Source organism: Planifilum fimeticola, from assembly GCF_003001905.1.
GTDB classification, from domain to species: Bacteria; Bacillota; Bacilli; order Thermoactinomycetales; family DSM-44946; genus Planifilum; species Planifilum fimeticola.
Window position 1 is genome coordinate 49,158 of sequence record NZ_PVNE01000018.1, and the last position, 21,909, is coordinate 71,066.

General features: G+C 57.6%; 23 protein-coding genes, 4 tRNA genes and 1 other annotated feature. Of the genes, 20 read left to right on the forward strand and 7 right to left on the reverse strand.

The genetic code is table 11. The features are described 5' to 3' along the window. The first annotated feature begins 60 nt into the window (after positions 1 to 60). The 4 genes from resB to CLV97_RS11565 are packed head-to-tail and all read left to right on the forward strand — an operon-like array spanning position 61 to position 5,397. Positions 61 to 1,665, forward strand: coding sequence for a cytochrome c biogenesis protein ResB (resB, locus tag CLV97_RS11550; RefSeq protein WP_170070482.1), 1,605 nt, complete (start codon positions 61 to 63; stop codon positions 1,663 to 1,665). Then, a complete protein-coding gene (ccsB, locus tag CLV97_RS11555; protein ID WP_106345691.1) occupies positions 1,662 to 2,867 on the forward strand; it encodes a c-type cytochrome biogenesis protein CcsB in 1,206 nt (401 codons plus the stop codon). Before resB ends, ccsB begins: the two co-directional genes overlap by 4 nt. Before the next feature lie 23 nt (positions 2,868 to 2,890). Beyond that, entirely contained in the window at positions 2,891 to 3,607 is a 717-nt protein-coding gene (locus CLV97_RS11560) for a response regulator transcription factor (protein WP_106345692.1), read from the forward strand. Further along, positions 3,604 to 5,397, forward strand: coding sequence for an ATP-binding protein (locus CLV97_RS11565; RefSeq protein ID WP_425440567.1), 1,794 nt, complete (start codon positions 3,604 to 3,606; stop codon positions 5,395 to 5,397). Before CLV97_RS11560 ends, CLV97_RS11565 begins: the two co-directional genes overlap by 4 nt. Before the next feature lie 68 nt (positions 5,398 to 5,465). Here the strand turns inward: CLV97_RS11565 and CLV97_RS11570 are convergent, their stop codons facing one another. The 4 genes from CLV97_RS11570 to CLV97_RS11585 form a co-directional block, all read right to left on the reverse strand. Beyond that, entirely contained in the window at positions 5,466 to 6,164 is a 699-nt protein-coding gene (locus CLV97_RS11570) for an SDR family oxidoreductase (protein ID WP_106345693.1), read from the reverse strand. A gap of 143 nt (positions 6,165 to 6,307) precedes the next feature. After that, entirely contained in the window at positions 6,308 to 7,888 is a 1,581-nt protein-coding gene (gene serA, locus CLV97_RS11575) for a phosphoglycerate dehydrogenase (RefSeq protein ID WP_106345694.1), read from the reverse strand. Further along, a complete protein-coding gene (locus tag CLV97_RS11580; RefSeq protein WP_106345695.1) occupies positions 7,881 to 9,032 on the reverse strand; it encodes a pyridoxal-phosphate-dependent aminotransferase family protein in 1,152 nt (383 codons plus the stop codon). Before CLV97_RS11580 ends, serA begins: the two co-directional genes overlap by 8 nt. Positions 9,033 to 9,100: 68 nt before the next feature. After that, positions 9,101 to 9,332 (reverse strand) — a binding site (T-box leader). A 63-nt stretch (positions 9,333 to 9,395) separates the two neighbouring features. Continuing rightward, positions 9,396 to 9,908 carry an inorganic diphosphatase gene (locus CLV97_RS11585; RefSeq protein ID WP_106345696.1) on the reverse strand — a complete coding sequence of 171 codons (513 nt, stop codon included), beginning with the start codon at positions 9,906 to 9,908 and terminating at the stop codon, positions 9,396 to 9,398. Positions 9,909 to 10,087: 179 nt separating this feature from the next. On the opposite strand from CLV97_RS11585, the gene CLV97_RS11590 reads away from it, so the two are divergent. Continuing rightward, positions 10,088 to 10,402 (forward strand): rhodanese-like domain-containing protein, encoded by a 315-nt coding sequence (locus CLV97_RS11590; RefSeq protein ID WP_170070483.1) that lies wholly within the window; start codon positions 10,088 to 10,090, stop codon positions 10,400 to 10,402. A 39-nt stretch (positions 10,403 to 10,441) separates the two neighbouring features. Here CLV97_RS11590 and CLV97_RS11595 read toward each other — a convergent pair whose 3' ends face one another. After that, positions 10,442 to 10,651: a ferredoxin gene (locus tag CLV97_RS11595; RefSeq protein WP_106345698.1), complete on the reverse strand. Its 210-nt coding sequence runs from the start codon at positions 10,649 to 10,651 to the stop codon at positions 10,442 to 10,444. An 84-nt stretch (positions 10,652 to 10,735) separates the two neighbouring features. Between CLV97_RS11595 and CLV97_RS11600 the strand changes: the two genes are divergently transcribed. Both CLV97_RS11600 and CLV97_RS11605 read left to right on the forward strand, forming a co-directional pair. Then, positions 10,736 to 11,350: a CPBP family intramembrane glutamic endopeptidase gene (locus CLV97_RS11600; protein WP_106345699.1), complete on the forward strand. Its 615-nt coding sequence runs from the start codon at positions 10,736 to 10,738 to the stop codon at positions 11,348 to 11,350. A 55-nt stretch (positions 11,351 to 11,405) separates the two neighbouring features. Then, the gene (locus CLV97_RS11605) at positions 11,406 to 11,792 is read left to right on the forward strand and encodes a hypothetical protein (RefSeq protein ID WP_106345700.1); all 387 of its coding nucleotides are present in this window, start codon (positions 11,406 to 11,408) and stop codon (positions 11,790 to 11,792) included. 115 nt (positions 11,793 to 11,907) lie between these two features. Here the strand turns inward: CLV97_RS11605 and CLV97_RS11610 are convergent, their stop codons facing one another. After that, entirely contained in the window at positions 11,908 to 12,306 is a 399-nt protein-coding gene (locus CLV97_RS11610) for a DUF1259 domain-containing protein (protein WP_106345701.1), read from the reverse strand. Between the two features lie 214 nt (positions 12,307 to 12,520). On the opposite strand from CLV97_RS11610, the gene CLV97_RS11615 reads away from it, so the two are divergent. The 5 genes from CLV97_RS11615 to CLV97_RS11635 all read left to right on the forward strand — a co-directional run bounded on the left by CLV97_RS11615 (position 12,521) and on the right by CLV97_RS11635 (position 13,712). Then, a tRNA-Ser gene (locus tag CLV97_RS11615) sits at positions 12,521 to 12,613 on the forward strand. Between the two features lie 58 nt (positions 12,614 to 12,671). Beyond that, positions 12,672 to 12,748: transfer RNA gene (locus CLV97_RS11620), tRNA-Met, on the forward strand. A gap of 6 nt (positions 12,749 to 12,754) precedes the next feature. Then, a tRNA-Trp gene (locus tag CLV97_RS11625) sits at positions 12,755 to 12,828 on the forward strand. A gap of 8 nt (positions 12,829 to 12,836) precedes the next feature. Further along, positions 12,837 to 12,910: transfer RNA gene (locus CLV97_RS11630), tRNA-Cys, on the forward strand. A 211-nt stretch (positions 12,911 to 13,121) separates the two neighbouring features. Next, positions 13,122 to 13,712 (forward strand): genetic competence negative regulator, encoded by a 591-nt coding sequence (locus CLV97_RS11635; RefSeq protein ID WP_106345702.1) that lies wholly within the window; start codon positions 13,122 to 13,124, stop codon positions 13,710 to 13,712. Between the two features lie 37 nt (positions 13,713 to 13,749). Here CLV97_RS11635 and CLV97_RS11640 read toward each other — a convergent pair whose 3' ends face one another. After that, on the reverse strand, positions 13,750 to 14,475 hold the full coding sequence (locus CLV97_RS11640; protein ID WP_106345703.1) for a PIG-L deacetylase family protein: 726 nt from the start codon (positions 14,473 to 14,475) through the stop codon (positions 13,750 to 13,752). A 157-nt stretch (positions 14,476 to 14,632) separates the two neighbouring features. Between CLV97_RS11640 and CLV97_RS11645 the strand changes: the two genes are divergently transcribed. From CLV97_RS11645 to rpsA, 8 genes are all read left to right on the forward strand, one after another. After that, positions 14,633 to 15,919 (forward strand): Glu/Leu/Phe/Val family dehydrogenase, encoded by a 1,287-nt coding sequence (locus tag CLV97_RS11645; protein WP_106345704.1) that lies wholly within the window; start codon positions 14,633 to 14,635, stop codon positions 15,917 to 15,919. 87 nt (positions 15,920 to 16,006) lie between these two features. Beyond that, positions 16,007 to 16,999, forward strand: coding sequence for a YpdA family putative bacillithiol disulfide reductase (locus CLV97_RS11650; protein WP_106345705.1), 993 nt, complete (start codon positions 16,007 to 16,009; stop codon positions 16,997 to 16,999). A gap of 110 nt (positions 17,000 to 17,109) precedes the next feature. Further along, positions 17,110 to 17,265: a hypothetical protein gene (locus tag CLV97_RS11655; protein ID WP_342749798.1), complete on the forward strand. Its 156-nt coding sequence runs from the start codon at positions 17,110 to 17,112 to the stop codon at positions 17,263 to 17,265. Positions 17,266 to 17,423: 158 nt separating this feature from the next. Further along, complete coding sequence (ypeB, locus tag CLV97_RS11660) at positions 17,424 to 18,770, forward strand: germination protein YpeB (RefSeq protein WP_106345707.1); 1,347 nt, start codon at positions 17,424 to 17,426, stop codon at positions 18,768 to 18,770. A gap of 279 nt (positions 18,771 to 19,049) precedes the next feature. After that, positions 19,050 to 19,718, forward strand: coding sequence for a (d)CMP kinase (gene cmk, locus CLV97_RS11665; RefSeq protein WP_106345717.1), 669 nt, complete (start codon positions 19,050 to 19,052; stop codon positions 19,716 to 19,718). Between the two features lie 3 nt (positions 19,719 to 19,721). Further along, positions 19,722 to 20,315 (forward strand): lysophospholipid acyltransferase family protein, encoded by a 594-nt coding sequence (locus CLV97_RS11670; protein WP_106345708.1) that lies wholly within the window; start codon positions 19,722 to 19,724, stop codon positions 20,313 to 20,315. Continuing rightward, positions 20,312 to 20,557 carry a hypothetical protein gene (locus tag CLV97_RS11675; protein WP_106345709.1) on the forward strand — a complete coding sequence of 82 codons (246 nt, stop codon included), beginning with the start codon at positions 20,312 to 20,314 and terminating at the stop codon, positions 20,555 to 20,557. The genes CLV97_RS11670 and CLV97_RS11675 overlap by 4 nt, the downstream gene beginning before the upstream one ends. Before the next feature lie 72 nt (positions 20,558 to 20,629). Continuing rightward, positions 20,630 to 21,772 carry a 30S ribosomal protein S1 gene (rpsA, locus tag CLV97_RS11680; protein ID WP_106345710.1) on the forward strand — a complete coding sequence of 381 codons (1,143 nt, stop codon included), beginning with the start codon at positions 20,630 to 20,632 and terminating at the stop codon, positions 21,770 to 21,772. Positions 21,773 to 21,909: the final 137 nt, after the last annotated feature.

Consider the following 21,909-nt stretch of genomic DNA (forward strand, 5'->3'; position numbering starts at 1 on the left):
CCCGGTCGGGAGAGGGTCGGCACCATGCCGAGGGCGCGGAGGAAGCGGGGGGTGGGAGCGTTGGATAACACAAAATGCGAATGCGGGCACACCAATCCCTTTGGCACGGTATTGTGCGAGTCCTGCGGCAAGCCCCTCGATGAAAAAGACGGACAAGAAACCCGGTCGCTGGATATGCGCTATGAGGGAGCGGCGCGGCGTTCCCAGACGCGGAATCGCGGGCTGATCGACAAAGTTTGGGGTTTCTTCTCCTCGGTCAAGGTGGCGGTCGCGCTGATCCTGATTACCTTGGCGGTATCCATCTTGGGAACGATTCTTCCCCAGGAGCAGTACATCCCCTCCGCCCGTCCCGATGTGTATTATCCGCAACAGTACGGGGTGGTGGGGGAGATTTATTATAAATTGGGCTTGTCCGACCTGTATTCCTCCTGGCCCTTCCGCCTGCTGATCGGCCTGATCGGAGTGTCCCTGGTGGTTTGCAGCTTGGATCGGGTGGTCCCTCTGTATCGGGCTTTGAAGAATCAGCGGGTGACGAAGGATCCCATCTTTCTCACGCGTCAGCGGATCCATGCGCAGCGGGAGATGACGGAGAAGGAAGGAATCGCCCTGATGGACCGGTTGGCGGAAAGGCTTTCCCGGAAGCGATACCACATTCGCCGGGAAGGGGCTGCCCTGCTGGCGGAAAAGGGGCGCTTCAGCCGTTGGGGACCCTATATCAACCACGTCGGACTGATCATCTTTTTGATCGGGATTCTGCTGCTCAGGGTCCCGGGTTTCTATCTGAACGAGTTTGTGTTCGTACGGGAAGGGGAGACCAAGCCGGTTCCCCAAACCCCCTATTATGTCAAAAACGAGGCGGCTTCCGTGGTGTTTTACGATCCGGAGGAATTGCCTCCGGATGCGGCCGGAAGCGGACAGCCCGTGGTCAAGCAGTATGAGACGAAGGCGGTGCTGTTTACAAAGGATCCGGAGACCGGCGAATTGGAGCCGGTTCACCGCCAAACGATCCGGGTGAACCATCCGCTGAAGTATCAGGACGTTGAGCTGTTTCAATCCGACTTTCAAACCAAGTTGAAGGGACTCGAATTGTCCGTCCGGGACAGGAAGACGGGAAAAACCATCGGAAGCTTCACGGTGGATCTCGATAATCCGAAATTCCGCAAGTCCTACCGTTTGCCCGGTGGTGCCGAAGTGCGCATTTTGGAGTATTTCCCTGACTTTGCGATGGAAGAGAACCGCCCGATCACCCTTTCGGAGGAGCCCAACCGGCCGGCCTTCGTGTTTGAGCTGAAAACACCCGAGCTGAAGGAGCCGGAGAAATCCTGGGTGATCGCCGGCACGAACATGGATGAGGTTCAAAAGGAGAACCGGTACGAAATCGAACTGGCAAAGATTCAAACCGTCAACCAGTCGGGGCTGATCGTTCGCCAGCAGAAGGGAACACCGATCATTTTCACCGGTGCGGTGATTTTCGTGATCGGTCTGGCCATCGGGTTCTACTGGCAGCACCGAAGGGTTTGGATTCGCTGGAAGGAGGGCATCTTGTATCTAGGTGCCCATACCAACAAGAACTGGTTCGGGTTCAGGAGAGAACTGGAGCAGGCCGCAGAGGGGACGGATCTTCGGCTTGTTTTTCCGACCAGCGGTAGGAGGGAAAACGGATGAATACATGGATGGAGAACTTGCTCCTTCTCACCTTTGTCGCGTATGGGCTGGCTTCCGTCGCCTTTGCCGTTGCGGTTGTCGGGAGGAAACGGAGGAGCGGGGAGGAGAATCACGTTCGTCGGTGGGGAAAGGCCGGGATTGTGCTGAGCATTGCCGGTGCGGCCATTCAGGTGATGTTTATCATCAGCCGCTTTTTTGTCGGCGGCCGTTCCATCGCCAGCAGCATGTTCGAATTTACCGCGTTTTTGGCCTTTGCCCTCGTCTTGGCATTTATTCTGATCTATTATCTCTACCGCACCCCCACCCTGGGAGCCTTTGTCCTTCCGCTGGCGGTGATCCTTCTGGCTTACGCTTCCGTTTTCCCGAAGGAAGTTCGTCCTTTGATCCCCGCCCTGCAGAGTTATTGGCTCCATATTCACGTGACGATGGCGGCCCTCGGGGAAGGGGCTTTCGCCGTCGGATTCATCGCCGGGCTGATTTATTTGATCCGGGTCGTCGGAAGCCAGCGCAATACGGCCCATGCGCGCTATTTGGAGCTGACGCTGGTTCTGTTGGTATTGTTCGTGGGTTATATTCTCGTGAGCTTCCTTTTTGCCGGCCTCGGTTATGAGGCTGCCATCCAACATCCGGTAAACGGCGAAACCAACCTGCAGGAGTACTCCCTGCCCCCCCTGATCGGTCCTGCAGGAGGGGAAGTGGTGAAGATGGATCCCTTCCTGGGGTTGGACCGTCCGCTGTTTGAAGCGCCCTCCTGGATGAAGGGGGAGAAGGCGGCGAGCAAGTTGAACACGGTATTTTGGTCTCTCATCGCCGGGCTTATCCTCTACGGTCTGTTCCGGGCGCTGTTCCGGAAGCGGATCAGCGAATTCCTCCATCCTTTGGTGAAGAATCTCGATCCGGAGATGGTGGATGAAATCGCCTACCGGGCCATTGCCATCGGTTTCCCGATCTTCACCCTGGGCGGGCTGGTTTTCGCATCGATCTGGGCCCATTATGCCTGGGGACGCTTCTGGGGCTGGGATCCAAAGGAAGTGTGGGCCCTCATCACCTGGCTCTTTTACAGCGCCTATCTGCATCTGCGCCTGTCCCGGGGATGGATCGGTCTGAAGTCCTCCTGGATGGCCGTGGGCGGTTTTGTGATTCTCATGTTTAATCTGATTGCCATCAACTTGGTGTTTGCAGGTCTTCATTCTTACGCATAAAGGATTTTCCGTGAGGTGAGACCATGGACAGGGAAAAACGAATCCTGGTCGTAGACGATGAGGATCGGATCCGCAGGCTGCTTCGCATGTATCTGGAGCGGGAGGGCTTTCAGATCGAAGAGGCGGAGGACGGGGAAAAGGCTTTGAACATGGCCCTTTCCCAGGACTATGATCTGATCATTCTGGATTTGATGCTCCCGGGGATGGACGGATTGGATGTATGCAGGAGGATTCGCGACAAGAAGGCCACACCGATCATCATGTTGACCGCCAGGGGGGAAGAAGTGAACCGGGTGGAGGGGTTTGAGGTGGGCACCGATGACTACGTGGTGAAACCCTTCAGCCCCCGGGAACTGGTTCACCGGGTGAAGGCGGTATTGCGCCGCTCTTCTGCAACCGCCTTTTTGACCACCGACACGGAGACCCGCAATGTGATCGTTTTTCCCAACCTGACCATCGATCACGACGCCCATGAGGTGCGGGCCGACGGAAAGAAGGTGTCGCTGACGCCGAAGGAGTACGAGTTGCTCCATTATCTGGCCCGTTCTCCCTCCAAGGTGTTCACCCGGGAGGAACTGCTCAGGGACGTGTGGCATTACGAGTTTTTCGGCGATCTCCGCACCGTCGATACGCACATCAAGCGGCTCCGGGAAAAACTGAACAAGGCTTCCCCCGCCGCCGCGGCGATGATCACCACGGTGTGGGGAGTAGGCTATAAGCTTGAGGTGCCGAAGGAGTGATCTGGCGCAGCGTCGTCGGCAAACTGTGGCTGACGATCATCGGCCTTGTCACCCTCGTCCTGATGCTGCTCAGCCTGATCCTCAGCGAACAGCTGGAGCGGACGGTGAATCAGGGAGAGCAGAAGTATCTGCTCAACCTGGCCCGCCACATCCAGGAATCCCTACAGGATGAGGCGAAACCCGATTCGGAATACGTGTCCGCCCTTTTGCGGGTCACTGAACTGTTCGACGTGCATTCGATCATCCTAGGTCCGGACAAATCCACCCGCTCGTTGAACGGTTCGCCCGGTTCCCCGGAAATTCCGTGGCAGGCCATTTTGAAGGAGACGGAGATCGAACGGGTATATCAGGGGAAAGAGGTGGTCCTACGGGGAAGGGTGCAGGTGGGGAAGAGTGAGCATGCCTTTCCCCTCTTCAAGGACGAGATCCTCCTGGCGGCGGTTCCGCTGAAATCGGACGGAAAGGTGACGGGCGCCGTCGTCCTATATCAGGAGCACGATCAGTTGACGGAGACCGACATCAAGCGATGGATCGTTTACTCCGCCTTGATCAGCATTTTTTTGACGACGATTTTCGCCTTTTTCCTCTCCACCCGCATCACCCAGCCTCTTATTCAGATGAAGCGGGCGGCGGAAAAGATGGCCCAGGGGCATTTTTCGATCCGGCTTCCCGTCCGACAGCGCGAGAGGGATGAGATCGGCGATCTGGCCATCAGTTTCAACCGGATGGCGGAGCAGCTCCATGAGTCGGTGGAGGCGCTCTCTCACGAGAAGGAACAGCTGGCCAGCATTTTGCGCAGCATGGTGGACGGGGTGATCACGATGGACGCGGAGGGAAAAATCATCGTGGTCAATCCGCCGGCCGAGCGACTGCTCGCCTCCTGGTCCGACGAGGAGGAAGAAAGCGGAAGCTTGCCCCCTCCCCTTCGGGAGATCTTTCGGACGGTGGTGAGGGATGAAAGGGATCACGCCGCCGATGTCACCCTTCACGGCCGTACGTGGGCGGTGGTCATGGCCCCCCTTTACGCCGGGGATCAGGTGAGGGGAGCGGTGGCCGTTCTCCGGGATGTGACGGAGGAACGCCGGATGGATAAGCTCAGAAAGGATTTCGTGGCCAATGTCTCCCATGAATTGCGGACTCCCCTTTCCATGCTTCAGGGATACAGCGAGGCGCTGCTGGATGATATCGCCCAGTCTCCCGAGATGCGCAGGGAGCTGGCCCAGGTGATTCACGACGAGACCTTGCGGATGGGCAGGCTGGTGAGGGATTTGCTGGATCTGGCCCGGATGGAGTCGGGGCACATCGAGATCGAACGGACCCGGGTGAGCGTTTCTGCGCTGATCAAGCGGGTGGTCCGCAAATTCCAGGGACTTGCCGGAGAGCAGAAGGTGAACTTGAAGTGGGAGGTTCAATCCGATTTGCCGGAGGTTTATTGGGATGAGGACAAGGTGGAGCAGGTGTTGACCAATCTGGTGGACAATGCCATCCGGCACACCCCCGAGGGAGGGGAGATTTGTCTCAAGGCGGCCCCGAGCAACGGCAAAAAGGTGTCGCTGACGGTGCGGGACACGGGAAGCGGCATTCCCGAGGAAGACCTTCCCTTTATCTTTGAGCGCTTTTACAAAGCGGACAAGGCGCGAACCCGGGGGCAGTCGGGAACCGGACTGGGGCTTGCCATCGTCAAGCACATGGTGGATGCCCACGGCGGAACGGTTTCCGTGGAAAGCCGCCTGGGGGAAGGCACCACCTTCACGGTGAAGCTACCCGTGGGCAGCGACGGGGAGAAATAGGGAAATATGAAGGAACCGGATGCCGAAAGGCATCCGGTTTTTCGCATTCATGGCGGGTTCCGACGGGATCACTTTTGCATTTCCGGCGGCACTTGGGGCCGCATGATGATTTGGTTGTAGATGACCCCGCGCGGCGCGGAAACCATTTGCCAGACGGTTTCCGCCACTTGCTCCGGCTTGAGGGCGTAGGGTTTGGGTGAGCCGAATTCCGTCAAGATGGATCCGGGGCAGAGGGTGGAGACCCGCACTTCGTGGGGTTTCAGCTCCTGGGTCAAAACATCCGACAGGGCCATCAAGCCGAATTTGGAGGCGCAATAACCGCCTCCGCCGGGAAAGGTGACGGTTCCGGCGACGCTGGAGATGTTGACGATGTGTCCCTTTGCCCGGATGAGGTGGGGTATGGCGTATTTGCAGGCGAGAAATGCTCCCTTCAGATTGACGGCCATCATTTGGTCCCAATCTTCTTCGGACAGTTCGTGCACTTTGCCGAAACGGCCCAGTCCGGCGTTGTTCACCAATATGTCGATTCGGCCGAAGCGCCGGATGGTTTCGTCGATCAAATGGCTGATCTGCCGGCTCTGGGTAACGTCGCAGGGGATCGGAATGATCCGAGCGGGATCCGATTCCGCCACCTCCCTCAGCTTGTCTTCGCTGCGGGCACAAGCGACGACCCGGATTCCGCCGTCGGCGAAGCGTCGGGTGATGGCTGCCCCCAACCCCTTGCTGGCCCCCGTCACGATGGCCACGCGTTCGTCCGTTGCGCCCATCCAGATCCTCCTTTTCCGTTGATTGGCTGGTTGTCTTTGCATCAAGCATCTTAGCACGCGGGGGAGGTTTTCGTCCAGCGCGGCAGGCGTTCCCGCCGGAGGGGGAGCGATGCTTCACCGCGGAGGAAGCGCCCTTTTCTCCGTTACAGATCGATTTCCTGGACGGTCTCGATGTTTTCCAAACGGGCAAGGCTTTGTTGAATTTCAGGAGGAACCGGCTTGTCCACCGAGAGCATCATGATGGCTTGTCCTCCCACATCCCGACGACCCACTTGCATCGTGGCGATGTTGATGCCGTGTTTCCCCAATAGGGTGCCCACCCGTCCGATGGCCCCGGGCTGGTCCCGGTGTTGAATCAGGAGCAGATGCCCCCGGGGGAGAACATCGATCGGATAGCCGTCGATGTTCACAATGCGGGCTCCAAGCCCGTTCAGCAGCGTGCCGGCAACGGTGCGCCGCCTGCGGTCGGTGACCACCTCGACGGTGATCAGGTTGGTGAAGCCCCGGAGATCGGAAACCTTTTGTTCCGTCACCCGGACTCCCCGCTCCTTGGCCAGGAAGGTGGCGTTCACATAGTTGACGTCGGAGAGATAGGTGGAGAGGGCGCCCTTGAGAATGGTCCGGGTCAAGGGAGCCGTGTCGAGGCCGGTCAGTTCCCCGGAATAGGTGACGGTTACGGAGCAGAGGGCGCCTTGCGTCGCCTGCAGGGCGAACCGGCCCAGGTTTTCGGCCAGGGACTGATAGGGTCTTAGCTTTTCCTGCAGTTCCGCCGGAATCGAGGGCAGGTTGACCGCGTTCTTGAAGGGTTCTCCCCGCAGAATGTGGAGCACTTCCACGCAGACATCGACGGCGACGTTTTCCTGGGCTTCCCGGGTGGAGGCCCCCAAATGGGGGGTGGCGATCACCTGGGGCAGTTGAAGGAGCGGATGTTTGCCCGGCGGCTCCGTTTCGAAGACGTCGAGGGCGGCACCGGCCACTTTGCCGGTTTGTATCGCCTCCAACAGCGCCCCTTCGTCGACGATGCCTCCCCGGGCGCAGTTCAGGATTCGGACACCCGGTTTCATTCTTTCGAAAGCCCGGCTGTCGATTAGATGGCGCGTCTCTTTGGTGAGCGGAGTGTGAACGGTGATGAAGTCGGAGGTTTGGATCACCTCGTCCAGGCTGGCCTGCCGTATCCCGATTTTTTCGGCCCTGTCCGGAGTCAGGTAGGGATCGTGGGCGATCACATCCATGTGGAAGGCCTTCGCCCGCTTGGCCACCTCCATTCCGATCCTCCCCAGGCCGATGATTCCCAGTCGTTTGTCCCTCAGCTCGACGCCGACAAACCGCTTGCGATCCCATTCGCCTCGGATGAGGGACCGGTAGGCTTGGGGGATGTTCCGGGCGAGGGCGATCAACATGGCGAAGGTGTGTTCCGCGGTGGAGATGGTGTTGCCGTCGGGCGCGTTGACCACGATGATTCCCTTGCCGGTGGCCGCGTTGACATCGATGTTGTCCACCCCGACTCCTGCCCGGCCGATCACCTTCAACCGTTTGGCGGCATGAATCACTTCCGCGGTCACCTGTGTCTGGCTGCGGACCAGAAGGGCGTCGGCATCCTCGATTTCCTTGAGCAGCGCTTCCGGAGAAAGATCCGTTTTTTCCACAATTTCCACATCTTGAGCCTGCCGGAGGATCTCGGTGCCCTGCGGGCTCAAAGGGTCGGTGATCAGCACTTTAAACACGGTTCCACACCTCCTCTGCGGCCCCGACGGCGGCCCCCCACCGGACCGTCCCACCCAGGCGGTGCAAGGCGGTTTCCAAGGCGGAGAGGAGGGTCAGGACGTCCAAGGGATCGCAATAGCCCATGTGGCCGATCCGGAAGATCTTTCCTTTCAGATGTTGCTGACCGCTGGCCACCACCGCGCCGATGCGGCGCAGTTCTTTCTGAAGGGCGGACGCGTCAATGTTCTCTGTCCCCCGAACGGCGGTCACCGTGGGGGAGGCGACGGCGTCCTCCGTGAGCAACGGGAGCCCCAGGGCCCGGACCCCCGCGCGGGTCATTTCCATCATCAGCCGGTGGCGGGCGAAGATGTTTTCAAGCCCTTCTTCTTCGATCATGTCGAGGACGGCCTCCAGCCCGAACAGGTGGGCGATTCCCGGAGTGAAGGGAGTGGTTTCCCTTTCCAGATCTTCATGATAAGTCTGAAGATCCAGGTAGAACCGGGGGCCTTCCGTCTGCCGGATGACTCCCCAGGCACGGGGGCTGACGGCGACGAAGGCCAGGCCGGGAGGAAGCATCAGTGCCTTTTGCGATCCGGTGACGAAGATGTCGATGCCCCAGGCATCCATTTCGCAGGCTACTCCCCCCACGCTGCTGACGCCGTCTACGATGACCAGGGCGTCGGTATGCTCCTTGATGATTGTTGCCAGGTCTTGGACAGGATTGAGCACGCCGGTGGAGGTTTCGCAGTGGGTGAGGAAGACGGCCTTTACCCGGGGCCGGCTGGCGAGAAAGGATTTCAGCGCGTCGGGTGAGCAGGCCTCTCCCCAGGGGATGTCCAGGCGGTGCACCTGGGCTCCGAAGCGGCCGGCGATTTTGGCAAAGCGGTCGCCGAAGGCGCCGGTCACCGCCACCACCACCTCTTCCCCCGGAGCCACGGTGTTGGAGACGGCGGCCTCCAGGGCGGAAGTGCCGCTGCCCGTTATGATCAATACGTTTTCCCGCGTGCCGAAGACCGGTTGGAGCCTTTGGCTGCACTGTCGAACGAGGCGGCTGCATTCGGCGCTGCGGTGGCCGATCATCGGCCGGTTCATGGCGTGTTGCACCCGGGGCGGAACGGGTGTCGGCCCGGGAATGCGCAGATGAAATTTTTCTTCGAAGGGCATTGTTTCTCTCCCTCCCCCAGGATGTTTTATATGAAAAGACCTCTCGTCGCACACCTACGGCAGGGTAGGTGAGGGACGAGAGGTCTCGTGGTGCCACCCTCATTTCGTCGCAGACTCGCGTCGGCGACCTCGACGGGTCGATGACCCCGGGGATAACGGTCCCACCGATCCGACCTACTGACCTTGGAGGGGTTCAGCCGGACACTCCGGAGGGCTCCGCGTCAGTCGAACCACCGGTTTTCACCAGCCACCGGCTCTCTGCGGGTCCGTTCTGACACTTGGCTCCATCATCGCTTTCCCGTTTTGCTCGGTCAAAGTTTGATAAATACTCTAGCACGGCTTTCCGCCCTTGTCAACAACCCTTTAACGGACTTGGGCGTTGGTGTGCGCTGCTTCGTACCGCTTGACGCAATCCTGGTAAAGCTTTTGGGCGAATTGGGCGTCTTTCCATCCCTTGATGACGGTCTGCTTGTTTTCCAGGTCTTTGTAAACTTTGAAGAAGTGTTCGATTTCCTTGAGCACGTGGGGGGCGACATCCTTCAGGCTTTGCACTTGATCCCAGCGCGGGTCGTCCACCGGGACGGCGAGGAGCTTTTCATCCTCTCCCTTGTCATCGGCCATCAGCAGCACACCGATGACGCGGGAGCGGATGACACATCCGGGGAAGGTGGGGAAAGTGGTCAGCACGAGGATGTCCAAGGGGTCACCGTCTTCGGCCAGGGTGCCTTCCAGGTAGCCGTATTCGGTGGGATAATGCATCGGGGAATACAAAACCCGATCCAGGCGGAAAACACCCGCTTCCTTGTCGTATTCATATTTGTTTTGGCTTCCAGCCGGAATTTCGATAAACGCATCGACGATCAACGGTTGTTGCATCAGCAATCCTCCCTTGCTGCAGCATAAATTTCAAGGTGAAGTTGACAAAAACCGGTTCGTCCTGGCCCGTGTCTTTTGCCAACAATAACATTCTAGTCTCTTTTTTCCGGTGAATCAAACGGTTTATGCCGTGGGCTGTGGTACAATGTTATCAGCATACGCAGGGAGGGGGACGGGGAGTGGAAGTTCCCTGCATTTCCGCAGAAGAATTTGCAGAAAAGTACCGGTCCGGAGCGCTGAAGGACGCGACGCTGTTGGATGTGCGGGAGTGGGAGGAATGGCTGGTCGATCGGTTGGAGGAAGCGGAATTCCTGCCCTTGTCCAGTTTTCCCCCGCCACCGGGGAGGTTGAATCCGGAAAAGCCCATTTACGTATTTTGCGCCCACGGGGTTCGCAGCGTCTATGCGACGGATCTGCTGCTTCGGCAGGGTTATCCGCGGGTGATCCATGTGGAGGGCGGTCTGGCCCGGGTGCGGCTCCTGCTTGAAAAATAAAAAAGCCGCCCTAGGAAACTGGGGCAGCTTTTTCCGTCATCACTCTTCCACTTTGATGGATTCGGTCGGGCAGCCTTCTTGGGCGTCCCTCACATCATCCCAGAATTCTTCAGGGACATCCGCCGTTCCCGTGTTGTCGTCCAGGATGACGTAGGCGATCCCGTCTTCATCGTAATCGTATACGTCGGGTGCGGTCGCTCCGCAAGCTCCACAAGCGATGCATGTATCTTGATCTACCCATGTGCGCATGGCTAAGCCTCCCGTTATAAATTGCAACGATGCCAAACCTCATTTTAGAATGATTCCCCGCGGTTTGCAAGGGAGTTGGGAAAGATGGAAGATTTCGAAGAACGGGGTGGGGGGGCGCAGCAGGGGAAACCGGGCATGACGGACCGGGTTCTGTTGCTCAACCTCTATTTCACCCAGTTTCTCGTGCTCTTGCTGGCAGTGATCTTCCTTTTCTTTCAGGGAAGGTTGTCGGCGGATCTTTTCGTCTGGCGGGAAGGCCTTTTCTGGGCTGTCGGGGCGCTGTTGGGAATGGTGGCGGTGGGGATTGAGATTTTTCTCGCGCTGGTGCTTCCCGCCAAATGGTTGGATGACGGGGGGATCAATCTGCGTCTGTTTCGGCGCCGATCCCTGTTGCACATCGCCTGGATCGCCTTGCTGGTTTCCGTTGCGGAGGAACTGTTGTTTCGGGGAGCGGTTCAGCACTGGCTGGGAATATGGGGAACCAGCCTGCTGTTTACGTTGATCCATTTTCGATATCTGCGGCAGTGGGCGATGGCATCCCTGCTGTTTGTCATAAGCGCCGCCCTCGGGTGGTTGGTGGAGTGGAGCGGAACGCTGACCCCGGCGATCGTCGCCCATTTTATTATCGATTTCGTGATGGGTGCGTTAATACGGCTGGGAAGGATTCCCGGGATGGAGGTGCCGAAGGACAAGGCATGACCGGGGGGAAAAGGGCATAGGCTGGGATGAAGGCAAAGGACGGGGGGATGGAGAGATGTCCCGTCGGCTTTTCCTGTGCGGCCCCCTTCTCACCTGGTTTCTCGCGGGGATTGCCCTTTATCGGTTGCCCGGACAGACGCCCGGTTCATCCCTTTGGAGGTATTTTTCCGTCGATTTTCTGGTGTTTTTGGTGCTGTGGGCCTTTTGTTTCCACATTCTTTTTCGCTCCGTCGCGAGAGGGATCGCAGGACTTATGGAACTGCCCCTGCCGTTCACCCACCGGAATCGTCTGCGTTGGGCCATTCCGGTCGCCTCGGGCCTGTTGTTGCTCCTCTTCCTTTTTTTTCAGGCGCCGGCGTTTACCGCGTTGGGAGCGGGGTTTTTCGGGGGAAGGGAGATGCGATCTTGGCTCCGAAAAAGGAGAGCCCGTTTTCCGGGATAGGGGCTTGTCCACAGAGGGCAAAGGGAGCGCGGTCATCTGTGCCCTCTCGGTCAGTCCGCACCCCCTTTCCGTTGAAGTCCTTCTTCTCGATACGGGCGATGCGCTCGGTAGAGCGCTACGATCGAAGCACTCTGAGGGCCCGGGCAACCTTTCTGGCGAAAACCAGGGGGTTTTCCACCGATTCGAAATGAATGTAGAACAGGCGGGGATTATCAAATAACCAGTGATTGTGCAGCGCCGTGACAAGAATTCCCTGTTTTCGGAGGGCTGAAATGAAGGGGTTGATCTCCCTTTGCAAAATCACCGTCTCGCCCAAATTCAGCGCCCGGCCTTGCCGGTCGAGGCTCTCAAAGCTGAAGAAGGTCGGCAATACCAGCGGGGAGCGGCTGCGACGCCCCAGAATGGTGACAGGGATGTTTCGGAACCTTTGAATGAAGCAAACGCCGTTGATGACGCTCGAGGATCCGCCCACAATTCTCGCAAATTGACGGCATAGCCTATCCAGCGCCTTCAAGGATTCAACCTCCTTTTACCGTTTGATTTCACTATACGTATCTGCCGGTCATGTGTTGTGGTCCTTTCCCCAATGATCGAAAATGGGTTTTCCTTGAAGGCGATGATCCGCACTTCCGAAAAAGGGCTTGCCGCAGGGGCATTTTCCATCCATCCCCCCTTGACAGCCTCCCGGCTCCTGTATTAAGATAATACACGCATCGGTTCTGGGCTGTGGAGAGATACCCAAGAGGCCGAAGGGGACGGTTTGCTAAACCGTTAGGGGGTCGAATGGCCCCGCGCGGGTTCGAATCCCGCTCTCTCCGCCAGACCAAGGGGAGGACGCTCCGTCAACCGGCGGGTCGTCCTCCCGCATTCCAAGGATGTGGCGGCGTAGCTCAGCTGGCTAGAGCGTACGGTTCATACCCGTAAGGTCGGGGGTTCGAGGCCCTCCGCCGCTACCAAGGTGCAGGGGCGTAGTTTAATGGCAGAACAGAGGTCTCCAAAACCTCCAGTGCGGGTTCGATTCCTGCCGCCCCTGCCATCATAAACGGGGGCATAGCCAAGTGGTAAGGCACGGGACTGCAAATCCCTTATCCCCGGTTCGAATCCGGGTGCCCCCTCCAGTAGATTGAAAGATCTCCTTCAGAAAGAAGGGTTCTTTTTTTATTTTTCACCGGGGGAAAAAATTCCCGTAAAATTCAGGGTGAAAAATGGGATTGCCTTGGTGTATTCTTTTATCAAAGGGAGAAAAATAGGAAACCGGATGCCGGAACGAATGGGGAGATCCTCTCATACGCTGTAAATGAAGAGGTCTCCTACGAGGGAGGGTAAACCATGCGTGTCGAGCGATTGGGTCGGGATAAAATCCGCTTCTACCTGTCGCTGGACGACTTGGTGGAGCGAGGAATCGAAAAAGAGGATATGTGGCGGGACATCCCCAAAGTCCATGAGCTCTTCAACGACATGATGGAACAGGCGTATCGGGAGTTGGGGTTTGAAATCGCAGGACCCGTTGCAGTCGAGGTGTTTACTCTTCCGGCTCAGGGAATGGTCGTCATCGTCACGCGGGGACGTCCGTCGCACTCCGGGGAGTTTGACGATGATGACATGTACGAATTGGAAGTTACCTTGGAGGAAAGCGATCAAATTATTTTCCGGTTTGTCGATTTCGAGGACCTCGTACAAGCTGCGATGCGCATGCACCCACTCGTGGAGCGGGATGAGGGCAAGGTTTATGCCCACCAGGGACAGTATTACCTGGTCTTCGACGAGGATGTAAAGACGAAGAATCTGGACGCCCTGGTGGCCATACTTTCCGAATACGGCGAAGCTTCCACCGTGACCGAACATGTGTTGGTGGAATACGGGACCACGGTGTGGGCGAAAGATGCCGTCCATGAGCTTGTGCGTCACTTTTCCCGATGAAAATAACCGCGCCGAAGGGCGCGGTTTTGTAGTGGCTTCACAGCCGGAACCAGTCGTCGGACCGGTCGGTTGAATGATAAAACTCCCCCTTTTTGACGACCAATTGAAAATATTCCTTCCTGCGCAGCCCGGTCAATTTCCCGTCGAAAACGCCGGGAAACACGCGCTCGATGGAGGCCCTCTGGGTTCGATGCTGGCGGAGCGCTTCCGCGATGCGCTGCAGGTAAGGGGAGACGTCGATCACTGTGGTGATCAGCTCATCAGCGGTCGCGTGAACGGGACGCTGGACGTCGCGGGCGACCGATTCCGGAATGGCGACGTAATACAGGGAAAGGGATTTTCTCCGCCCGCTCTCCAGCACCGCCCGAAGGGCGGCTTTTTGAATGGCCTGGTGGTCCGGATGACCGGAGATGCCGTGGGGCGGGAAGGTGACGATCACATCGGGGTTTGTGCTTTCGATCACGGTGCCGATTTCCTCCGCCAGCATTTCCTCCGGCAGATCCTTCAACCGGCCGTCGCCGTGATTCCGCAGGATGATGCGATCAAGTCCCAATATCTCGCCGGCGCGCTTCAATTCCTCGGCCCGGGTGTCACCGAGCTGTTCCGGTGCACAAACCCCCGCGGTTTTCCCCGCCTCTCCCCGCGTGGCGCAGTAGAGCACCAGGCGGGTGTCCTTTTGTTCGGCATACCGGGCGATCGAACCGCCGCAGGAGAAGGTTTCGTCATCCGGGTGGGCAAAGACGAGCAATGCGGTTCGGGACATGGAAGGCCTCCTCTCTGAAACGGAAAAAAGTGGCGGACCAATTTCGGATTTCCACAATCATTATACTTCACTTTCATCAGGCAGTGTTCTTTTTCTCACAACTGGTGTATACTTGGTAATGGACTGATCGGGATCATATATTTTGAGGTGGTCAAAGATGGCACAGCAGACGGAAGAAACCGAAAAACAGACGCTTCCGAAGACGGAGGAGATGGATGTCCTCGCATCGACGCAGACGGTGATCAAACGGGCTCTGGAGAAGCTGGGTTATCCGGAGCACGTTTATGAATTGCTGAAGGAGCCGTTGCGGGTGCTTACGGTCCGCATCCCCGTCCGCATGGACGACGGCAGCGTCAAGGTGTTCACCGGGTACCGGGCGCAACACAACGATGCGGTGGGCCCCACCAAAGGAGGCGTGCGGTTTCATCCGGACGTTACTGAAAATGAAGTGAAAGCGCTTTCCATTTGGATGAGCATCAAAGCGGGAATTGTCGATTTGCCTTACGGCGGAGGCAAGGGAGGCATCGTTTGCGATCCGCGCCAGCTGTCTTTCCGCGAATTGGAAAGGCTGTCCCGGGGTTATGTCCGGGCCATCAGCCAAATCGTCGGACCGACCAAGGATATCCCCGCCCCGGACGTGTTTACCAACTCGCAGATCATGGCATGGATGCTGGACGAATACAGCCGTATCCGTGAGTTTGATTCCCCGGCCTTCATCACCGGGAAGCCGCTGGTGCTGGGCGGTTCGCGGGGGCGTGAGACCGCCACGGCCAAGGGGGTCACCATCATGATTCGCGAGGCCGCCAAGCGCCGGAATCTGGATCTGAAGGATGCCCGGGTGGTGATCCAAGGCTTCGGAAATGCCGGCAGTTTCCTGGCGAAGTTCATGAGCGATGCCGGCGCCAAGGTGATCGGCATTTCCGATGTGTACGGCGGTTTGTATGACGAAAACGGTTTGGACATCGATTATCTGCTGGACCGCAGGGACTCCTTCGGAACGGTGACCCGCCTGTTTAAGAACACCATCACCAATCAGGAGCTTCTGGAACTGGATTGCGACATTCTCGTGCCGGCGGCGGTGGAAAATCAGATCACCGCAGCCAATGCGCATCGGATTCGGGCGGATATCGTGGTGGAGGCGGCCAACGGTCCGACGACACTGGAAGCGACGCGCATCCTGAGCGAACGGGGCATACTGCTGGTGCCGGATGTGCTGGCCAGCGCCGGCGGGGTTACCGTCTCCTACTTTGAATGGGTCCAGAACAATCAGGGATATTATTGGTCGGAAGAAGAAGTGGAGCGCAAGTTGGAAGAGATCATGGTCAACGCCTTCGATAACGTCTACAACCTCGCCCGCTCGCGCAAGGTGGACATGCGGTTGGCGGCCTACATGGTCGGGGTTCGCAAAATGGCGGAGGCCTCCCGCTTTCGCGGTTGGGTATAGATGGGCTATAATAAATCTTGGACGCCATTTTTCAGAAAAAGCACCCTGTTATTGGGGTGTTTTTTCTGTGGAGCCGGAGGGATACAGATGCACGATCCGATCATCGTCGGCGCCGGACCCTGCGGGTTGTCCGTCGCCATCGAGACGAAAAAACGGGGGATGAATCCCCTGGTGATTGAAAAGGGATGTCTGGTCAATTCGATTTATCACTTTCCCACTCACATGCAGTTTTTCAGCACGCCGGAGCTGTTGGAGATCGGCGGGATTCCCTTTGTCACCGCGGGGGAGAAGCCGGTTCGCGCGGAAGCGTTGAAATATTACCGGGCTGTGACGAAAAAATACGAACTGAAGGTTCACACCTATGAGAAGGTGGTCCGGGCGGAGAAGGGGGAGGGCGGTTTCGCCGTATTCACCGAGGGGAGGGACGGCAGGGAGAATCGTTATGAGACGCCTCATCTCGTGATCGCCACCGGTTATTACGACAATCCCAACCGGATGAACATTCCGGGGGAGGATTTGCCGAAGGTGCATCATTATTTCCGCGAAGCCCATCCCTATGCCGACATGGATGTTTTGGTGGTCGGCGGCAAAAACTCCGCGGTGGAAGCGGCTCTGGAGCTCCATCGGGCCGGAGCCCGGGTGACGATGGCTTACCGCCGGGAAGCCTTCACCGGGAGCGTCAAGGCGTGGGTGAAACCGGTGATCGAAAGCGCCATCAACAAGGGCTGGATTCGCATGTTCTGGAATACGGAGGTGAAGGAAATCCGCCCTGACCACGTGGTGCTGGAGCAGGAGGGGCGGGAGTTTGCCCTTCCCAACGATGCGGTGTTCGCCATGACCGGATACCGGCCGGATTTTTCGATGCTCCGCCGCCTGGGGGTTTCCATCGATCCCGAGACGGGAGCGCCCGTTCACGATCCGGAGACGATGGAGACCGGTGTTCCCGGTCTTTACATCGCCGGCGTGATCGCTGCCGGATACGATGCCAATTCGATTTTTATCGAAAACGGACGGTTCCACGGCGAGCGAATCGCCCGTCACCTGGAGGCGATCCAGGCGGAAGCGCCGGGCAGGGGCTGAGCGGGAACGAAGTGATGTTAAACCGGCCTTTTTTCGTCAAGACTATATGGATGTTGGAAGAAAGGAGCGGATGCGGCATGACGGTATTGCGGAAGGAGGGGGAAGGAAGCTTGAGAAATCGTTATCTTGTAAAGATCCGCTGCCGAAAGTGCGGAGAGCAATTCACGCTGAAGGGACAGATGCGCAAGGGGCAGGTCGATACCGGGTTTAAACGCTGCCTCTGCGACAACGAAGACGACTTCGACATCACCATGGAAAAAGTGTAAGCCGGGTTTTCCCCGGCTATTTTTCTTGCATAATCCAACATGGCGGCGATCAGACTACTTCTTGAGCATACCCGCGGAGACGGAAGGACCGGACTGCGGAGAAAAGGTTGGCAAGGGAGTTGGAAATGCCCAACCTTGAAATGAAGGAGTGAGCGGTCGTGTTCAGACGGATTGCCGTCATACTTTTGCCGGTGGCTCTGGTGGGCCTTGTCGGCACAACCGTGTGGGGTTATCAGGAGAACCAGGAGAAAAACGCTCTTTTGATCAAGGCGGAAAACCAATATCAACGCGCTTTTCACGACCTCAACTTTCATGTGAACAAGTTGCAGGACGAGCTGGGGAAATCCCTTGCGCTCGGTTCCCGTCGGCAGATATCGCAATGCCTGACCAACGTGTGGCGCCTGGCCTATGCGGCCCAGAGCGACTTGGGACAGTTGCCCTTGAGTCTGGTTCCCTTCGACAAGACGGAGGAATTTTTGGCCAAGATCGGGCAGTTTTCCTACCAGGTCGGGCTTCGGGATCTGGACCGCGAACCGTTGACGGATAAGGAATGGAACACTCTCCGTTCCCTTTATGAACGTTCCAACCAGATTCAACGGGATCTGCAAAAGCTGCAGTCCCAGGTTCTGGAGAAAAATTTGCGGTGGATGGATGTGGAGCTGGCCTTGGCCAGTGAAGACAAGAAAATGGACAACACCATCATCGACGGGTTTCGCAGGGTCGATCAGTTGGTAAACGAGTATCCGGAAGTGGACTGGGGTCCGACGGTTAACAACATGGGAATGGACCGGTTGCAGGATCACCGGAAGTTGAAGGGGAAAAAGATCACTCCGGAAGAGGCGAAAAAGCGGCTGGCGAGAATGTTGGATCGGCCCGACACCCGGGGGATCGAAGAAGTTGCGTCCGGGACCAAGGGGGATGAATCGACTTACAGTCTCAGACTGAAGCGGGGAGAGCACACGGTCTACGCCGACGTGACCAAAGTGGGCGGCCACGTGCTCTGGATGATGTTTGACCGACCGATCGGGAAAAAGAAAATGAGCCTCGAACAGGCTGAGGGAAGGGCCGAAGCCTTTTTGGACCGGCTCCGCTACCCCTTTATGGAGGTCGTCTCCTACGATGAAAAGGACAACGCCGCCACCTTTAATCTCGTCCGCCGGGAAGGGAAGGTCCGAATCTATCCGGAGACCGTCACCGTCAAGGTGGCCCTGGACAACGGCGAGGTTCTCGCTTTTTCAGCCGATGAATATGTCTTCAACCATCGGGACCGGAAAATTCCCAAGCCCAAGCTCTCCGGCGAGGAGGCGCGCAAGCGGCTGAGCCGCCGCCTCCGCGTTCAGGATCAGCGATTGGCCCTGATTCGAAACGATCAGGGAAAAGAGGTGCTCTGTTACGAATTCCTGGGAATGCTGGGGAAAAGCCAGTACAGGGTGCTGATCAATGCTCAAAACGGGGACGAAGAAGTTGTCGAGAAGTTGGAAAAAACGGATATGGAGAGGATTTGAGGGAGGGGGGCGGCTGAGCCGCCCTTTTTCCCTAAAAATCAAGGAAAAAAAGTGAAAGGATGATTGCAAGTCGTCTCGGATTGTGGTACGCTTAAGTCGAATAAAAGAATACATAACGGATTGCGATGCCGCTGTCTGTGTGTGGGTCGGAGTTATCGATGGGGATTGTACTTGATCTCGAATGGAATCGAATAAAGTTCATCCACAATCGAGCAGGCTCTCGGCCTGCTCGACGTTTTTATCTCGTTTTATCCGTTTTTCGTGGAAGGGCGTATGAAGATGAAGCGTTTGACGGTTGCGATTGACGGTCCGGCGGGAGCCGGGAAAAGCACGGTCGCCCGAAGGGTGGCCGAGGAGTTGGGACTGCTCTACGTGGATACGGGGGCGATGTACCGGGCGATCACCTGGAAAGCGCTGCAGAGCGAGATCGACCTGTCGGACGAGCAGGTGGTTGCCGCCATCGCCCGGGAGGCGGAAATCGTGTTGGATCCTCCGGAGGTTCTTGTTGACGGAGTCCGGGTGACGGAAGCGATCCGCTCGCCGGAGGTGACGGATCACGTGTCGATGGTGGCCGGAATGGCGGAGGTCCGTCGCGTTCTGGTGGAAAAACAGCGTCAGATGGCAAAGGACGGCGGGGTGGTGATGGACGGCAGGGATATCGGCACCCACGTGATGCCCGACGCCGACGTGAAGGTGTTTCTCACCGCCTCCATCGAGGAGCGGGTGCGCCGGCGTCACCTGGAGATGATCCGTCGGGGCTATGCTTCCGACCCGGACCGGCTTTATCAGGAAATCAAGCGACGGGACGAAATGGATGAAAACCGCTCCCACTCCCCGCTGAAGCCCGCCGCGGATGCGGTGATGCTGGATACCACCGGCCGGTCGATCGACGAAGTGGTTTCGATGATCCTGGACCTTTGTCGAACCAAAGTGAGTGGTGGGGAGTAAGATATGTTATATCGGTTGGGCCGGGTTTTGTTCCGTCTGTTTTTTGCCGTGTGCTACCGGTGGGAAGTGGAGGGAAAGGAGCACATACCGGATCAGGGTCCGGTGGTGGTCTGCCCCAATCACATACACAATCTGGACCCTCCTTTGGTGGGATCGGCCATTGACCGCAAGGTTCATTTCATGGCCAAGGAAGAATTGTTCCGCATCCCGATCCTTGCGCCGATTATTCGACGGTTGGGCGCTTTTCCGGTTCGCCGGGGAGCGAGCGATCGAAAAGCCTTCAAAAGGGCGATCGAGATCCTTCAGGAGGGGAAGGTGCTCGCCATCTTTCCCGAGGGGACCCGATCCCGCAACGGTCGGTTGGGCAAAGCACATCCCGGTGCGGCCCTGATCGCCCTCAAGGGAAATGCGGACGTGGTTCCGGCGGCGATCATCGGCCCCTACCGCTTTTTCGGGAAAATCCGCATCGTCTTCGGTCCCCCGTTCCGCTTGGATTGTCCTCCCGGCAGCAAAATCAATTCGGAGCTGCTTCGGGATCAAAGCGCCCGGATCATGGAGAACATCGAAAGGCTTATTCGGGACGGGCGGAACCGATGAAATGGCTGCTTCTTCTGGGGGTCGCACTTCTCATTTTCCGGAGTGCGCGGAGGCGGCGGGGAGATCCCCCCGCCGATGGCCGTTCCGACTTTCTGATCGCATCTGCGGTTCTGGCGGCCGCCGGCATCGCGATGCTGATCCTCGCTTTAAAGGTGGGATTGGTCGGAATGGCGGCCGGTCTGGCCGGATTGGGCATGCTGACGGTATTTTTGGCCTTGGGATTAATGAAATTAAGAAGATGACCTTTCTTAATTTCATTACCTCATATTATTCATCTGCTGGTGTCAGGAGCCAAGTGAGGAGGTTGTGTCGTCATGGTGGAAGAAATGAAGTCGGAAATGGCGGAGGTGGCCCCTCTCCAACGCGGGGATATCGTCAAGGGTCGCGTGACGAAGGTGGATGAGCGGCAAGCCCTTGTCGATGTGGGTTACAAGTTTGACGGTGTGATTCCCATTTCGGAGTTGTCCAGCCTCCATGTGGAGAAAGCCTCCGATGTGCTGAAGGAAGGCGACGAAGTGGAGGTCAAGGTTCTCCGGATCAATGACGAGGAGGACAAGTTGATCCTCTCCAAGCGGGCCGCCGATGCCGAGCGGGCATGGAAGGAGCTGCAGGAGAAGTACGAGTCGGGAGAAACCATCGAGGCGAAAGTGGCCGAAGTGGTGAAGGGCGGTCTGGTCGTCGATGTCGGTGTGCGCGGCTTTATTCCCGCCTCTCATGTTGAACGCCACTTCGTCGAGGACTTTTCCGAATACGTGGGCCGCGTCCTTCCTCTGAAGGTGTTGGAGATCAATCCGGAACAAAACAAGCTCATCCTGTCCCACAAGCTGGTTTTGGAGGAGGAACACGCCCGCAAGAAAGAGGAAACCCTGAACAATCTGCAGGTGGGTGAGATCCTGGAGGGGACCGTTCAGCGCCTCACCGATTTCGGCGCCTTCGTGGATATTGGCGGTGTCGACGGACTGGTGCACGTTTCGGAATTGGCTTGGCACCGGGTGGAGCATCCCTCTGACGTCTTGTCCGAAGGGGACCGGGTGAAGGTGAAGGTGTTGAAGGTGGATCGGGAAAACGAGAGGATCAGCCTCAGCATCAAGGAAACGCAGCCCGGTCCCTGGGATCAAGTTGCGGATCACATTCAACCGGGTGATATCGTCACCGGAACGGTGAAACGGCTCGTTTCCTTCGGCGCCTTTGTGGAAGTGTATCCGGGGGTGGAGGGATTGGTCCACATCTCCCAGATTTCCCGGAGACACATCGCCACTCCCTCCGAAGTGCTGGAGGAAGGCCAGGAGGTCCGGGTCAAGGTGCTGGACATCAAACCGGAACAAAAGCGGGTCAGCCTCAGCATCAAGGAAGCGGATCAAGAAGAGGTTCAAAGCGAGCAGGTGGAGCGCACCAACACCGGGATGAATCTCACTTTGGGGGATGTCATCGGGGATCAGCTTCGCCGTCTGAAATAAATGGATTAGCAGTGAAGGGAAAAGCCGACCTTTTGGTCGGCTGAGGCTGTTGACAAAGAAGGGTCAACAGCCTTTTTTGTTGAATTCGGAATAAAACAATTCCGAAGGAAGGTTTTTATATGTTCAGGACGAACCCA